Genomic DNA, 15,308 nt, shown 5'->3' with positions numbered 1-15,308 from the left:
CTGCGGCGCGCCCCGGACGGTCAGCGGCGCGGGCGGCCGCGGCGCAGGATCGAGTGCGCGGCCTCGTCCAGGTGCAGCGGGCGGCGCAGCAGGTAGCAGCCCGCGACGTACCCGGTGCCGCCGACGGCCGCGGCGGCGGCCAGCTCGGGCAGGCCGCCGCCCCACGTCAGCCGAACGAGCAGCGGCACCGCGCCGAAGCAGACGCCCGCCAGCGCCGCGGCGGCCAGCGAGCCCGGCCCGAACGGGTGCAGGCCCAGCTTCATGCGGAGTTGCAGCAGCGGGATGACGTTGCGGGCGAGCAGCGCGGCGCCGTTGCCGAGCGCCGCCCCCATGATCCCGATGTGCGGGATGAGCAGCACGCTGACGCAGACGTTCACGCCGAGCGCGAGGACGACGTTCCCGAGGTTCCAGGTGGTCTTGCCCGCCATCATGAGGACGACCTCGACCATGCCCGTCCCCGCGCGGAGCAGCATCGCGATCGCCAGCACCACGATCACCGAGACACCGGTGTGGTAGCCGTGCCCGAACATCCGCAGCAGCTGCTCGGCGAACATCACCGAGAGCAGGAACAGCGGCCAGTTCGCCAGCATCAGCCAGCTCGTGGCGGTCTGGTAGAGCGTGTTGGCGGAGCGGCGGTCGTCGTGCGCGAGCACTTCGGAGAGCTGCGGCTGGACGGCCTGCGAGATGGCCTGGTTGGCGAGCTGGCCGACGACGCGGAGCCGGGACGCCGCGGTGTAGATCGCCGCGTCGCGGGCGCCGAGCATCGCCGCGACCAGCAGGATGTCCATGCGCTGCAGCAGGATCTGGGTGATGCCCGCGAGGCCGCGCGGCAGCGCGTAGCGCCAGAAGCGGCGGCCGAGGTCGGGCGGGACGTCCGGGGCGGCGCCGTCCGCCGGCGCGGTGCGGCGGACCAGCGAGAGCATCGCGAGCACGGCCAGCACCGCGGCGGGCAGGTACGGCCCGACCCACGCGACGGCGATGAGCCCGGACGCCCCGGCGGCCGCCACCGCGCCGACCGCGGCGAGCTGCACCAGCGGTCGGCCGATGTTCTCCACCAGCACCGACGGCCGCATCCGCCGGAACCCCTGCGTCGCCGCCAGCGCCCCGGCCGACAGGTTCATCACCGGCAGGAACACCGCGAGGACCCGCAGGTAGGTCACGCCGTCCCCGGAGTCGCCGTGGATCATCGCCTCGGCCGCCCATGGCGCCGCCGCGAAGAGCACGCCGCCGAGCACCGCGGAGAACAGCACCATCGGCCGCAGCGCCAGCCGGACGAGCGGGCCGATCCGCTCGGTGCGGCCGAGCGAGCGGAACCGGGCGATGAAGTACACCAGGCTCGTCTGGGTCCCGAGTTCGGCGATCGCGCCGAACAGCAGGAACACCGAGGTCGCGGCGAAGAGGATCCCCGCCTCGTCCTGGGAGAACGCGTTGGTGATGACGGCGACGACGACGAGCTGGGCCAGCGCGGAGATCCCCGCGCCGGCGATGTTCAGGGCGCCGCCGCGGGCGAGGGCGCCGACGTCGGAGCCCTTCGACCCCGGGCCCGCGCCGCCGCCCTCCGCCGCGGGCCCGCCGGCGGCGGGTGCGGCGCCGCCCGGCCCGCCGGGACCGTCCGCGCCGGTCGTGGGCGCGCTCATCGGCGCCAGGACGGGGTGCGGCCGAGCCACTTCGCCAGCCGCTCGTCGTAGGGGAGGAAGTGCTCGTCGAGGCGCGCCCGCAGCGCGTCCGGCAGCGGCGAGCGGCTGCGCGCGTTGTGCCGCTCGAACACCGGGGAGCCGAGCGGCGGGACGCCGAGGAAGTCCAGGACGCCCTTGTACACGGTCTCCGGCTCGGTGAAGAACTCGTGGCTGTCCACGACGTGGAGGCGGTCGCGGCCGACGAGCCCCTCCAGCCGCTCGATCTGCTCGATGTAGCGGCCCCGCGCGAGGTAGGCGTTGTGCTGGTAGGCGTGGCTCGTCGCGGCCGGGTCGGCGGCGAGGCGCTCGGCCTCGCCCGCCAGCCGCTCCTCCTCCAGCTCCACCGCCCGCTCGAACGGCTCGGTGTCGAAGCCGCGCCCCAGCTCGTGCGAGTGCGCCGAGTACGCGCGCTCCACCGGGTCGCGGACGAGCATCAGCAGCCTCACGTCCGGCAGGTCGGCGGCGATCCGCGCCCCCGCCAGCGGGTGGAAGCCGTAGTACGGCGACGACTCGAACGCCAGCGGCCGCACGCCGTGCCGGTGCTCGACGCGCGCGGCCGTCGCGCGCAGCGGGAAGTGCCCCTGGTACCAGGGGAGCCCGTTGCCGTAGCCGGTGTCGAAGTAGTGGACGCCCTTGTGCCACAGGGCCTTGAGCAGCGCCGGGTGCTGGCTGAGCGTCCGGTACATCGACGTCGTGCCGCAGCGCTGCCCGCCGACGATGAGGAATCCGGGCAGCATGCGGGCGCGGTGGGTGGCCTTGCCCGCGGTGACGGCGGCGGCCTGGGCCAGCCGCTTGTGCCCGGGGGGCCGCGCCGCCTGGTGCTTGTCAGCCATGCGTTTCCTTCGCTTCGTGCGCGCCCTCGGCGAGGGCGGGGATGAGCCAGGCGCCGACGTCGCCGAGGCGGGCGCCCGCCTCGGCCTGCCGGTCGGCGAGGTAGCGCGCGGCGAGTTCGGCGAGGTACAGCCGCGCGACGAGCCCGGCGTCCGCGGGCCGGACGTGCGCGGGCCCGGCGGCGAACGGGGCCAGGGCGGCGGAGGCGTCGCGCACGCAGCCGGCCGCCGCCCGCGCGGGGTCGGCCGCCGGGTCGGAGACCGCCCGCTGGAGGACGTGGTGCAGCGCGTCGAAGCCCACGGGGACGTCGCCGGCGAACCGCTCCCAGTCCCACACGAGGAGCCCGCCGTCCGAGCCGCCGGTGTTCCACGGCGTGAAGTCGCCGTGCCAGGACCCGAAGGCGATCTCGGCGTCGCCGTGGCGCTCGCCGATCTCCGCGAGCGCCGCGCGCAGCCGGTCCGCCGCCTCGCCCGGCAGCGCGGCGACGCGGTCGCGGAGCGCCGCCCAGTACGGGGAGGCCGCCAGGCGGAGCCGCCGCGTCCCCGCCGCCGCGGCGATCTCCCGCAGCGCGGCGGCCAGCAGGTCCGGCGTGACCGGACGGCCCGGCTCCCACGTCGGCAGCGGGGTCAGCGCCAGGACGTCCAGCCCCCGCCACGACCCGAAGTGCAGCACCTCCGGCGCGCGGACCACGGCGCCCGCCGCGCGCGGCAGCCGCGCCAGCGCCGCCGCCTCGGCCCGCACGAGCCGCCCGGTCAGCTCGTTCACCCCCACCTTGACGAACGCGACCGGCGGCCCGCTCGAACCGGGGGAGAGCGCCTGCAGCACCGGCTTGTCGTTGGCACGGCCCGCGGGCCGCGCGTACAGCGCGGCGCACACCGGACGCCCCAGGGCCGCGCTCAGGTACGTCTCCACGGTCTCGGCCCCGTCGGGGACGTCCACGCGCACGCTCTGGCGCAGCACCGCCCGCCCGAGCCCGCAGCGCAGCGACCAGGTCAGCCCGGCCGTCACCAGCCGCGCGGCGCGCGACTCGACCCGGCCGTAGGCGCGCAGCGCCGCGACGGAGGCCGCGCGGTCGGCGGGCAGCAGGATCCTGGGCCGGCGGGCGCCGGGCGCGAGGAGGCGGTCGCCGGAGCCGAAGGCGACGCGTGCGGGTTCGGGCCACAGCAGCCGTGCCGTCTCACTCAGGGCCGCCAGCCGGTCCGCCGTGTCGCTCACGTTTTCCCTCCCGAATCCTGATGGGCGTGCCGTTCGTCCGGGTGGACAGCGCGGCCCGGCGCGACTTCGACTCCAGCAGCCGCCGCGTCCGGGCGGCGACGAGCGTCTTGTCGCGCGCCTGCCGGGCGCGCACGGCGATCGGTTCGCCGCGCGGCTTGCTCAGGTCCATGCCGTTGCGCCACAACACCGCGAAGGACAGCAGGTAGAGGGGCATCGGCGTGTAGAGCCCGTCGTAGACCGTCATATAGAAGAGCACGAGCAGCATCGTCAGGACGCCGCCCGTCGCGATCGGCGAGATGTCCCGCCAGTACCGCCGGATCGCGTTCAGGAAGAACAGGACGTACAGGCCCGCCCCCACGAAGCCCTGCGAGATCAGCAGCAGCCACAACTGGCCGTCCGAGCCGAGCGGCGGGTGCTTGCACTCCGGGCACGCCTCCGTCTTGCCGGTGACGACCGTCTTGTCGCTGCCGACGGCGTACCGCGTGGTGCCGTAGCCGATGATGGGCGAGGTGAACGTCGCCTCGATCGTCTTCGCGCGCGTGTAGGCGCGGATGCTGTTGCTCTGCGGATTGTCGAGCCTCGTCTGGACCTGCGCGTACAGCGGCGACACCGCGAACAGGGTGCCGCCGAGCACGAGCGCGACGCCCGCCACGCCGAGCGCCATGACCCGGCCGCGCAGCGCCAGCCGGACGAGGACGTAGACGGCGCTGAGCCCGATCCCGACCCACAGCCCGCGGTTCAGCCCGTAGACGACCGGGATCAGCGAGAGCGCGAAGATCCCCACGCCCAGCATCCGGCGCTTGCGCGACGCGTACACCCACCAGCCGAGGACGAACCAGATCAGCAGGATCGAGTAGTTGTTCCCCCAGGTGTTGGCCCATTCGAAGGGGCCCTCCGGGCGGATCGCCTTGACCGAGCCGACCCAGGTGATCTGCGCGGCGGTGGGGTTGATGATGTTCTGCACGAACGCGTCGGTGCGCATCCGTCCGGGCAGCAGCATCCCGAACAGCGGGGTGAGGGTGAAGTTCGGGTAGAGGACGCCGAGCAGCCCGCCGAGCGTGGTGGTGACGAACAGCGCCCCGAGCATCCGCACGAGCGCGAGCCGCGGCAGCTCCCGTTCGCTGAGGTTCCCGACGTACAGCGCGATGATCGCGGACGCCAGGTAGACGACCAGCCGCACCAGCACCGAGACGACCCGCCCGAAGTCGAACTCGCCGTACGCGCCCGGCGGGTTCTTGTCGAGCATGGTGAGGCTGACCAGGTACCAGACCAGGAACAGCACCCACAGCCCGAAGCCGGGCGGGAACCGCAGCGGGCGGCGGTTGAGCAGGATGAGCGCCATCGGCACGGCGCAGATGACGAAGCTGAAGACGCCGAGGCCGAGGAGCCACCACACCGGGTAGCCGACGAGCAGCGCGATCAGCGGCCACGTCGTGCGCGGCAGGTCGCGCAGCCGGATCGGGAGCGGCTCCTCGATCCGCGACGGGGGGACCGCGCCGTCGGACGCGGTCTCCGGCGCGGAATCCGCGGACGATGTGGAGGGGATGGGCATCTCAGCGTCGGCCGGACTAGTCGTCCGGGTCGTCGTGCCGGCTGTAGCGCGGTATCACCGAGGTCGTGTCGGGCTCGCTGCCGTTGGCCGGCGCGCGGTGCTCGGCGTCCATGTCGGCCTCGGGCTTGGCGAGCTCGCTCCGCCGCTGACCGGCGACGGGACGGTCGCCGGGGCCGTCGATGACGGTGCGGTCCGGGGGGCCGTCCCCGAAGGCTTCGAGGTCCAGGCCGCCGTGCTTGCCCAGGCCCCCGGCGCCGGCCGCGCCGCCCGCCACCGGCCGCGGAGCGCGGGCCGGCCGTACGGCGCGGCCGGTCCGCGGGTGGGCGGTCTCGGTGCGCGGCTGGGCCGGGACGACGAGGGTGCCGAGCACCGCGACGCTCATCCGGTCGAGGGCGCGCACCGACTCCTCCAGGTCCTTGCGCTTGGCCTCCGGGACCTCGACGACGACGAGCGCGGTGTCGGCGGCCTCGGCGATGGCCTGCGCGTCGGCGCTCCTGCTGGTGGACGGCGCGTCGATCACGACGTAGTCGGTGTTGGAGCGGAGCTGGTCGACGACGTGGACCATCTGCCGCGTCTGGAGGAGCTCGTAGGCGAGGTCGGTGTCGATGCCGGGCGGGACGACCCACAGCCGCTTCTGCACGGGCGAGCGGAGCATCACGTCGCGGAGCGAGCGCGAGCCGAGCAGGACCTCGGCGAGGCCGATGCTCGTCGGCGCCTCGGCCAGCCGCGCCGACTCCTGGGAGTGCAGGTCGGCGCAGATGAGCACCACGCGGGACTGGGTGCGGGCGAGCGCCGCGGCCAGGTTCGCGGCCGACAGGCCCGCGCCGGGGCCGTCGGTGGCGCTGGTCACCAGGATCACGTGGTTGCCGTGCCCGAGGACGGCGTTGAGCTGGTGGCTCAGCTCGTGCACCTCCTGCCCGTTGCGGCTGCGGGCGGGCAGCAGCCCGAGCCGCTCGCCCTTGCCGGCCGGGTGGAGTTCCAGCAGGACGGGCATGTCGAGCATCCGCTCCACGTCCGCCGCGCTGCGCAGGCGGGTGTCGAGGCGGTCGCGGACGGCGGCGACGCCGAGCCCGACCAGCAGCCCGGCCATGAGCCCGCCGATGAGGTAGAGCGGCACGTTCGGGCCGCTGGGCCGGGTGGGCGTGGAGGCGTTGCTGATGATGCGGCCGGGGTTGATCGTGGTGGTGCTGAGGGAGCCCAGGCGGCCGGTCAGCTCGGTGATCTGGCGGCCGATGATCTGCTGCTGGCTGCGCGCGTAGGTGCGGGTGGCGCCGCTGGTGCGCGGGATCTGGTCCAGCAGGAGCTTGTTCCGCTTGGTGAGGTCTTCGACCTTCTTGCTGATGACGTCCATCTGGCGCGCCAGGTTCGCCTGGGCGGACGCCGTGCGCTGGTTGAGGTACGCCTGCGCGAAGAGGTTCGCGCCGTTCGCGGAGCCGCTGGGGTTGTCGTCGGTGTAGGCGATGGTCAGGACGCCCGAGTTCGGGGGGACCGAGACGGTGACGTGCGCCAGCAGGTGGTTCTCGGAGTCCTCGTACTTGAGGAGGCGCTTGGCCTCCTTGGCGACCTCGAGCGACTTGGCGACCTGGGCCTCGGTGTCGAGGTTGACGTCCGACTGGGTCTTGGACGCCGCCGGCGCGGAGTCGTCGAAGCCGGTGGGCGCCACGAGGACCTGCGCCTCGGCGGTATAGGTCTTGGCGACCGTGAACGTGTAGGCGGCGACGGCGGCGAAGACGAGCGCGGCGCAGCACACGACGATTCCCCAACGCCGCCGGATCAGCCCGGTGTAGTCGACGAACTCTTTGGAGGGTGCTGGACTAGACGACACTTCAGTCCCTTTCGCGGTCACCGCCCCGCCGCCGCGCGATTGCCGGGCCGCCGGGTCCGGCCGCCGGAAGTCGCCGGGTGAGGTGGGGGGCGTGGCGTCGCGGTCACTATATAGCGGGCGACGACCCGGTTCGGACACTCTCCGCGCCGGTGGGCGCCGCCGGATGGGGCCGCCGGATGGAGCGGTCGCGGGCGGGCCGGCGGCGGTCCGCGCCGGGCCGTTCGGAAGTCGGATGCGGCCTAGCGGCCGTACATGCGCGCCGCTATGCTAGCGCGGGCTCCCCCCAAAAGTATCAGTCGGGTAACTCTCGCCTCAGGCGACTGTACCTGCGACACGATGGGCGCGTTGGGTCAATACTTCGTCTTTCCGAGGAATCCCCGCCGAGGAGGCATAAGTGTCGCGTCTGCGCCGTGATACGACGGTTGCGGTGACGGCGTTGGCTGGGATCGGCCTCGTGGCCGCCCCGCAGTTGGCCGAGGGCCGGCAGGTCCCGGTCGTCGCCAGCGCCGCGCAAACCCCCGCTGGGAAGATGCCCGCCGAGACGCCCTACGGCGGCACCCCGAACATCGAGCCGAACCAGGGCGGCTGGGCCGGCGTGGTCTACGCCATGACCCAGGTCGGTGGCAAGATCTTCGTCGGCGGCAAGTTCAAGTCCGTCAAGCAGGGCGACACCACGTACGCCGCGACGAACCTCCTGGCGATCAACGCCTCGACCAAGCGCCTCGACACCGCCTTCAAGCCGCAGCTCGACGACGAGGTCCTGGCGCTCGCGCCCGGGGCGGACGGCAAGTCGGTGCTCGTCGGCGGCAAGTTCAACACGGTCAACGGCAAGGCCCGGCCGAAGTTCGCCCGGCTCGACGCGGCCACCGGCAAGGAGCTCGCCAACGGCACCTGGAAGACGCCGGGGGTCAAGGGCGGCGCCGTCTTCGACATCGAGCAGGCGCACGGGCGCGTGTACCTCGCCGGGCAGTTCACCTCGGTCGCGGGCGCGAACCGCAAGGGCCTCGCGGCGCTCAGCCCGACGACGGGCGGGCTGTCGACCAAGTTCGGCACCGTCCCGTTCACCGGCGTGCACAACGGCGGCGTCTCGCGCGTCCGCCGGATCGCCGCCACCCCGGACGGCACGAAGATGTTCGCGCTCGGGAACTTCCGCACGGCGGGCGGCGAGGAGCGGCGGCAGTTCGCCCGGCTGAACCTCGGCGACTCCTCCGACGCGCTCGACACGACGTGGAAGACCGACGGGTTCGCCACCTCGTGCAACACCGTCTTCGACAGCTACGTCCGCGACATGGCGATGTCGCCGGACGGCAAGTACGTGGTGGTCGGCTCGACCGGCGGCCCGTACGGCACGTCCCAGCTCTGCGACAGCGTCACCCGCTGGGACACCGGCGCCGAGGGCTCGAACGTGAAGCCGGCGTGGGTGAACTGGACGGGCGGCGACACGATCGACTCCGTCGCCGTCTCCGGCTCGGCCGTGTTCGCCGGCGGGCACCCCCGCTGGTCCAACAACCCGAGCGGCCGCGACAACGCCGGCCCGGGCGCGGTGACCAGGCCCGGCCTGGCCGCGCTCGACCCGCGCAACGGCGTCCCGCTCTCCTGGAACCCGGGCCGCGACCCCCGCGGCGACGGCGCCTGGTCGCTGCTGGTGACCTCCGACGGCCTGTGGGTCGGCAGCGACACCAACTACTTCCTGCCGCCGGCGTCGCAGAAGTTCCGCGGGAAGATCGGTTACTTCCCGTTCACGGGCGGGACGACGCTGCCCGAGGACAAGACCGGGCAGCTGCCGGGCAAGGTGTACGTCGCCGCGCCCGGATCGATGGTGCAGCCCGACAAGCTGGTCTCGCGCACCTTCGACGGGACGGCGGCCGGCGCCGCGGTCACCGAGACCGTCGCGGGCGGCATGGACTGGTCGGACGTCCGGGGCACGATGCTGATCGACGGCGTCCTCTGGTACGCCAAGGCCGACGGCAAGCTGTACAAGCGCGCGTTCAACGGCACGGCGGTCGGAGCCGAGGTGCTCGCCAACCCCTACGCCGACGCGGCGTGGGACGCCGACGAGCCGAGCTGGAAGGGCCGCCAGCCCGACTTCTACAGCTCGCTGTCGGGCGGCCGGACGCTCGGGATGTTCTTCGACAACGGCCGGATGTACTACACCCGGTCCGGCAGTTCGGCGCTGTACTACCGCTACTTCACGCCGGAGAGCGGAATCCTCGGCGCCCTGGAGTACACCGCGGCGTCCTCCGGCTGGTCGAACGTCCGAGGAATGTTTGTTTCGGACGGTAAGCTCTACTATGTCGCGAGCGACGGCCGGCTGAACGCGGTGAAGTTCGTCGACGGTGCGCCGAGTGGAAGCTCCACGGTGGTCAGCACGGAGGACTGGCGAGGCCGCGGCCTGTTCGTCGGCTGATGCGCCACTCGCCGCGGACCGCACGAAGGTAAGCCATTCCCTCGTGCGACCTGTAGCGCGGCAGTGATATTGGGCCGGGCGCCCGCCCTAATACGGTGGGCGCCTGGCCTTTACGTGCAACGGGAGTCTTTTCTGATGGCCATGACGAGGAAGGCGCGCTGGGCGCTCGGCGCGGGAGCGGGCGCGGTCGTCCTCGCGGGCGCCGGGGTCGGCGTCTACGTCGGCGGGGACTCGGCCGAACGCCCCGCCTGCGCGGTCTCCAAGCGGCTGGTCCCCGAGTGCGGCCGGTGGTGGGGGGTCGCGCCGGGCGTGTTCACGAGCAAGTCGACGGAGAAGGCCCTCGACGACTTCGAGGACAAGACCCGCCACCCCGCCGACGTCGTGCACCTCTACCACCGGGACGGCGAGATCTTCCCGACCGACCGCGAGATCGCGATCGCGCGGGAGGGCGGCCGGAGCCGGCTGCTGTTCCTCAACTGGAAGCCCGAGATGGGCCGGACGTGGGCGCAGGTCGCTGCCGGGGACCCGGCGGTCGACGAGCACATCGACGACATCGCCCGCCGCATCCGCGCCGCCCATCCGCACCCGTTCTTCCTCGCCGTCCACCACGAGCCCGAGGAGGAGGTCCGGCCGTCGCCCGGGTCGGGGTACACCGCCCGCGACTACCGCGCCATGGTCCGGCACGTGATCAAGCGGCTGCGGGCCGGCGGCGCCGACAACGTGGTGACCGTGATGGCCTACATGGGCGTCCCGAACTGGGGGTCGCAGCCCTGGTTCAACGACCTCTATCCGGGCGACGACGTGATCGACTGGGTGGCCGCCGACCTCTACGCGGACAAGTGGGTGAACGATTTCGGGACGCTGGTCAACAAGACGCGTCCGGATTATCCGAAATGGCCGGGATTCTATGCGTGGGCGTCGGCGCGGTTCCCGAAGAAGCCGCTCATGCTCGCCGAGTGGGGCACCGTCAATCGCAAGAACGACCCCGATTTCAGCCGGCGCTTCTTCGCGTCCGTCCCGCGCCAGCTCCCCAAATACCCCCGGCTGAAGGCGCTCTTCTATTTCGAGTCGCCGAAGACGCCCGTGGGGGACACGCGATGGAACGCCACGGACGACTCGGCGACGGCATTCCGGCAGATCACCAAAATGCCGGACTTCAACCGGCTGAAGCCGCCCTGACCGGTTCGCGCCCGCCGTCCGCGGACGGCCTCCGGTCCGCGCCCTCGGTGAGCAGCGACCGGCCCGCGAACACGACCACGGCCAGCAGCAGGTAGCCGTAGATCCAGCCGCCGTACACGTCGGTGATCCAGTGCTTGCTGAGGTACCAGCGCGTGTACCCCTCCCAGAACGCGAACGCGGCGAAGACGCCCCACACGGCGGCGCGCACCCGGGGGCCCGCCCGCAGGTAGGACAGCGTGATCAGCACGATCGCGCCGTAGATCGAGATGAGCCGGGCGCAGCCGCCCGACGGGTAGGTCCCGAGCGTCGTCGGCGGGTGCCCCCGGTCGACCAGCGCGCCGAGCGCGGTCTGCTGGAAGCGCTCCACCAGGACGACCGAGCCGATCAGCAGCGCCGGCACCCACACCCGGCGGCCCTTCCGGAGGGCGAGGAGCGTGAGCGCGATCGCCCCGGCCAGCCCGACGTACCGGGTCGGCCACACGTTCCCCGACTGGGTGAGGACCTTCATCACGTCCGTCCACGCGCCGGGCCGCACGGTGCGCTGCGCGAGTTTGAACATCGGGACGTCGTGGCTCTTCAGGAGCCGCTGGCACAGCTCGCCGAGAGGCAGGCACACGGCGGTCACCACGAACGTGCCCGCGCCGAGGAAGACGGCGAAGGAGCCGACCGGGCCGAGCGTCCCGTCGAGTTGCGTGCGGGCGGTGCGCAGCCGCGCGGTCGCCGCCGCCTGGTCGCCCGGGGGCCGGCTCGTCCAGGCGTAGCCGATGATGAAGGTCAGGACCAGCCCCAGCACGCAGAGGGCGACGAGAGCGGCCATCAGACGGTCGGCGGACGGTCGTCGCCGGTCGCGGGGCCGCCGGACGAGGGACCGCCGGGTCGCGGGGCGTCCGAGGGCGCGGCGCCCGGCGTGGGCGGCGTCAAGGGGGCCGGTGGGGCGGGCGGGGCGGGTGGGGCCTGCGGGCCCTGCGGAGTCTGGGGGGCCTGCGCGGCGGCGCCGGGACCGGCGGGACCGGCAGGGCTGTCCGGGCCCGGCGTGCCCGCAGGGCCGCCCGGTCCACCCGGGCCACCGGGTCTGCCCGGTCCGCCGGAGGCGGGGGCGGGCCCGCCCGCGGGGGCGACCGCCGGGCGCCGCTTGCGGCGGAGCAGGAACACCGCGCCGCCGGCGGCCACGGCGACGACCGCCGCGCCGCCCCCGATCAGTCCGAGCGGAATGCCGCCCTCGTCGTCGACCGGCACCGACGCGCTGCCGGGGTCGGTCGCGGCCTTGTCGTCGGGCTCGGGCGGGGGCGTGGCGACGGGGCTCTCCGCGCCGATGTCCGGCCCCGGGCCCGGCTTGCCGGGCGCCGCGGCGCCCGCGCTGCGCGCGAACAGCGAGAGTTCGTTGACCAGGCTCCCGCCGCCGTTCTTCTTCGCGCCCGCCCACGCCTTCCTGGTCGTGCCCGGCGAGACGCTCCACGAGTAGGCCCGCACCGTCTTGCCGACCACGACCGCGTAGGTGCCCTTGCGCTTGACCTCTTGGTAGATGTCGGCGATCAGCCGGTTGTAGGCGGTGGTCCGGGCGGGGAGCGTCCCGGCAGGGAAGATCGCGATGTACACCGGGAGGTGGGCGCGTTCCAGCGGTTCGCGCAGCTTGTCGAGCTGGCCGTCACTGAGGTCCCGGACGCCTGGGGCGATGTAGAGCCCGCCGTTCTCGGTGAGGCTCTCGACCACGGCGTCGAGTTCGACGCCGTTCGGAGCCGCGGCGAGGGCGCCGGGCGCGCCCAGCGGCGCGAGCAGCGCCGCCAGCGCGATCGGGATCGCGACGCGGCGGACCGGCAGGGGCGGCACTGACGGCACGGACGGCCTCCTCGGGATGAACAGCACTGATTGGCTGATTCTAGGGATTACCGGTCCGTGCGATCGTCCATTCGCGTCATTGCCCGGCCGGACGGGGCCCGCGACCGGAACCGGCCGTCCTCAGCGGACGGCGTGCGACTCCGAGCGCGGCGGCCCGGCGTGCTCGGCGGCCGGGCCCGGGCCTCGGCGCCGGGTGGCGAGCCATACGCCCACCGTGGCGGCGGTGAGGACGACCATCGTCCAGGCGAGCGGGACGGCGCCGACGCCGAACATCTTCAGCGAGGACGCGACCAGGACGAGCGCCAGGACGCGGCGGATGAGGCCGCCGGGGGCGCGCGAGGAGACCTTGGACCCGAGGTAGACGCCGGGGATGGAGCCGACGAGCAGGGCGGCGGTGACCTCCATCCGGAAGTCGCCGAACAGCAGGTGCCCGATGGCCGCCGCGAACACCAGCGGGACGGCCTGGAGCAGGTCGGTGCCGACGAGCTGGTTGGCCTTCAGCGCCGGGTACAGGGCGAGCAGCGCGACGATGATGAGGGAGCCGGAGCCGACCGAGGTGATGCCGACGACCAGGCCGCCGACGATGCCGATCAGCACGGTGGGGACGGGGCGCACCTTCACCTCGGGCGCCTTGCCGCCGTCCTCGCCCGCCCCCGAGCGGCGGCCCAGGTAGGCGCGCAGGACGAGCCCGATCGCCGCGATCATCAGGGCGGCGCCCATCGCCTTGCTGATGAGGTCCTCGATCGACGTGCCGTGGCCGAGCGCCTTCGCCAGCAGGACGCCGGAGAACGCGGCGGGCACCGAGCCCGCGCACAGCCAGCCGACCAGCCGCATGTTGATGGTGCCCTGCCGGTAGTGGACGGCGCTGCCGACGGGCTTCATCACGGCGGCGGCGACCAGGTCGCTGGACACGGCGGCGAGCGGGCTGACCCCGAAGAACGTCACGAGCATCGGCGTCATCAGCGCGCCGCCGCCCATGCCGGTCAGCCCGACGATGATGGCGACGAGGAACGAGCCCAGCGCCATCGTCCAATCGAAGTCCATCGGCATGACCTACCTGCCATATAGGAAAACTCCCGTACACCCTAGAGGACGAGCTCAGATGGGTGTAACCCGGGTGTCGAGGGACAAACGGGGGCAGTTGAGCTATTCGGGACGAACCCAGCCGCCGGCCACCAGCAGGTCGAGAACCCGGCCGACCGCCTCGTCCGGGGCCAGCCGCGAGGTGTCGAGCGTCAGGTCGGCGTCCCCGGGCGCCTCGTAGGGGTCGGAGATGCCGGTGAACTCCGGGATGAGGCCCGCCCGCGCCTTGGCGTACAGGCCCTTGCGGTCGCGGCGCTCGCACTCCTCCAGCGGCGTCGCGACGTGCACCAGGATGAAGTCGCCCACGGCGGACACCATCCGGCGCACCTCGGCGCGGGTCGCCGCGTACGGGGCGATCGGCGCGCAGATCGCGGTGCCGCCGTGCCGGGTGATCTCGGCGGCGACGAACCCGATCCGCCGGATGTTGAGGTCGCGGTCGGCGCGGGAGAACGTCAGGCCCGCCGACAGCATCCGGCGCACGACGTCGCCGTCCAGCAGCGTGACGGTCCGGCCGCCGCGCTCGATCAGCGCGTCGGACAGGCCGCGCGCGACCGTGGACTTGCCGGAGCCCGACAGCCCGGTGAAGAACACCGTGATGCCGCGCGAGCGCTTCGGCGGCCGCGCCAGCGCCAGCTCGGCCGCGACGGCGGGCGGGGTGAACCAGTCGGGGACCGGCTCGCCCGCGTCCAGCAGCTCGTCCAGCCGCCGGGCGGTCAGCTCCGCCTGGACGTGGTCGGGCTCGATGCGCGCGACCGGCCGCCAGACCTCCACGTCGGCGTCGTAGGCCCACGGCTCGGGGACGACCAGCGGGATCGCGGTGCCGTCCAGCTGCGCCTCGGCGAGCAGGTGGGTGGCGCCGTACGCGGCGGCGACGTGCGCGCGCAGCAGGACGTCGCGCTCCTCCTGCGCGGCGCCGGAGCCGCGGACGGGCAGCGGCACCGGGACGATCCGGGCCCCGTCCGGCAGCTCCCGGCGGACGCCGAGCAGCGCGCGGACGAGGGAGTCGTCGTGCGCGCCGCCGAGCAGCGGCAGGACGAGGACCCGCGCGCCGAGCCGCTCGGCGACCTGGCGCAGCTGGCCGAGCTGCTTGCGGTGCAGGGGCTCGCGGGTCGCCACCGCGAGGACGTTCCCGGAAGGCGCGGGGGCCCCGCCGCCCCCGGGGGACTCAGCCGGGACGGCGCCCTCGGCGGGGACGAGCTCGGCGGGGCGGCGGCGCAGGGAGTGGAACGGTCCGTGCGCGGGGGCGCGGAGCGCCTCCAGCGGCCCCGCGAGCCGCCACGCCTGGGTCACCGGGTCCTGCCAGGACTCGGTGACCTCCAGCACGGCGAGCGGCACGCCCTCCGGGTCCTGGAGGACGACCCGCTCGTGCCCGGTCAGCTCCTTCGGGACGGTCAGCGTGACCGGGACCGGCCACGGCGTGCCGTCGGCGAGCCGGCCGCCGGCGGTCACCGCCGCGGTGTCGAAGGAGCCGAGGAACCCGGCCAGCGGAGGGTACGCCCCGGCGAGCAGCAGCTCCAGGTCGGCGAGCTCCACCGGACCGGGGGTCCAGGCGGGCAGGTCGCGCAGCGTGTCGGGAAGGCCGGCTTCGGCGGTCACCGCGATCTCCGATCCCGCCCGGCGGCGGGGAGCCGGGCTCGTCCGTGTCAGTGGGAGTTTCCGCAGGAAAAATACTGCGTCGCCGCCGGCCCGCGCACGCCAGCCCCC

The 15,308-nt window shown here is 73.7% G+C and carries 11 protein-coding genes; 2 read left to right on the top strand and 9 right to left on the bottom strand.

Translation table 11 applies throughout. The features are described from left to right. Positions 1-20: 20 nt before the first annotated feature. From ACA511_RS33835 to ACA511_RS33815, 5 genes are read right to left on the bottom strand one after another with little or no spacing between them, the layout of a single operon-like run. On the bottom strand, positions 21-1,637 hold the full coding sequence (locus tag ACA511_RS33835; RefSeq protein ID WP_375028769.1) for an oligosaccharide flippase family protein: 1,617 nt from the start codon (positions 1,635-1,637) through the stop codon (positions 21-23). After that, positions 1,634-2,509: a sulfotransferase domain-containing protein gene (locus ACA511_RS33830; protein WP_375028768.1), complete on the bottom strand. Its 876-nt coding sequence runs from the start codon at positions 2,507-2,509 to the stop codon at positions 1,634-1,636. Before ACA511_RS33830 ends, ACA511_RS33835 begins: the two co-directional genes overlap by 4 nt. Next, complete coding sequence (locus ACA511_RS33825) at positions 2,502-3,722, bottom strand: hypothetical protein (RefSeq protein ID WP_375028767.1); 1,221 nt, start codon at positions 3,720-3,722, stop codon at positions 2,502-2,504. Before ACA511_RS33825 ends, ACA511_RS33830 begins: the two co-directional genes overlap by 8 nt. After that, complete coding sequence (locus ACA511_RS33820) at positions 3,685-5,274, bottom strand: O-antigen ligase family protein (protein ID WP_375028766.1); 1,590 nt, start codon at positions 5,272-5,274, stop codon at positions 3,685-3,687. Before ACA511_RS33820 ends, ACA511_RS33825 begins: the two co-directional genes overlap by 38 nt. Before the next feature lie 16 nt (positions 5,275-5,290). Then, positions 5,291-7,099, bottom strand: a complete 1,809-nt coding sequence (locus ACA511_RS33815; protein WP_375028765.1) for a Wzz/FepE/Etk N-terminal domain-containing protein — start codon at positions 7,097-7,099, stop codon at positions 5,291-5,293. Positions 7,100-7,526: 427 nt separating this feature from the next. On the opposite strand from ACA511_RS33815, the gene ACA511_RS33810 reads away from it, so the two are divergent. Both ACA511_RS33810 and ACA511_RS33805 read left to right on the top strand, forming a co-directional pair. After that, positions 7,527-9,506, top strand: a complete 1,980-nt coding sequence (locus ACA511_RS33810) for a hypothetical protein (protein WP_375028764.1) — start codon at positions 7,527-7,529, stop codon at positions 9,504-9,506. Positions 9,507-9,641: 135 nt separating this feature from the next. Next, a complete protein-coding gene (locus ACA511_RS33805) occupies positions 9,642-10,685 on the top strand; it encodes a hypothetical protein (RefSeq protein ID WP_375028763.1) in 1,044 nt (347 codons plus the stop codon). Here the strand turns inward: ACA511_RS33805 and ACA511_RS33800 are convergent. The 4 genes from ACA511_RS33800 to cysC all read right to left on the bottom strand — a co-directional run bounded on the left by ACA511_RS33800 (position 10,663) and on the right by cysC (position 15,200). Then, positions 10,663-11,502 carry a hypothetical protein gene (locus tag ACA511_RS33800; RefSeq protein WP_375028762.1) on the bottom strand — a complete coding sequence of 280 codons (840 nt, stop codon included), beginning with the start codon at positions 11,500-11,502 and terminating at the stop codon, positions 10,663-10,665. The genes ACA511_RS33805 and ACA511_RS33800 overlap by 23 nt on opposite strands. After that, positions 11,502-12,521 (bottom strand): hypothetical protein, encoded by a 1,020-nt coding sequence (locus ACA511_RS33795; RefSeq protein WP_375028761.1) that lies wholly within the window; start codon positions 12,519-12,521, stop codon positions 11,502-11,504. The genes ACA511_RS33800 and ACA511_RS33795 overlap by 1 nt, the downstream gene beginning before the upstream one ends. Positions 12,522-12,641: 120 nt before the next feature. Beyond that, positions 12,642-13,565 (bottom strand): sulfite exporter TauE/SafE family protein, encoded by a 924-nt coding sequence (locus ACA511_RS33790; RefSeq protein ID WP_375028760.1) that lies wholly within the window; start codon positions 13,563-13,565, stop codon positions 12,642-12,644. Positions 13,566-13,667: 102 nt separating this feature from the next. Beyond that, positions 13,668-15,200: an adenylyl-sulfate kinase gene (cysC, locus tag ACA511_RS33785; protein ID WP_375028759.1), complete on the bottom strand. Its 1,533-nt coding sequence runs from the start codon at positions 15,198-15,200 to the stop codon at positions 13,668-13,670. Positions 15,201-15,308 lie beyond the last annotated feature (108 nt).

It is taken from the genome of Actinomadura sp. GTD37, from assembly GCF_041951365.1.
In the GTDB taxonomy this organism is placed as follows: Bacteria; Actinomycetota; Actinomycetes; order Streptosporangiales; family Streptosporangiaceae; genus Spirillospora.
This window is presented reverse-complemented; position numbering and strand designations above follow the sequence as displayed.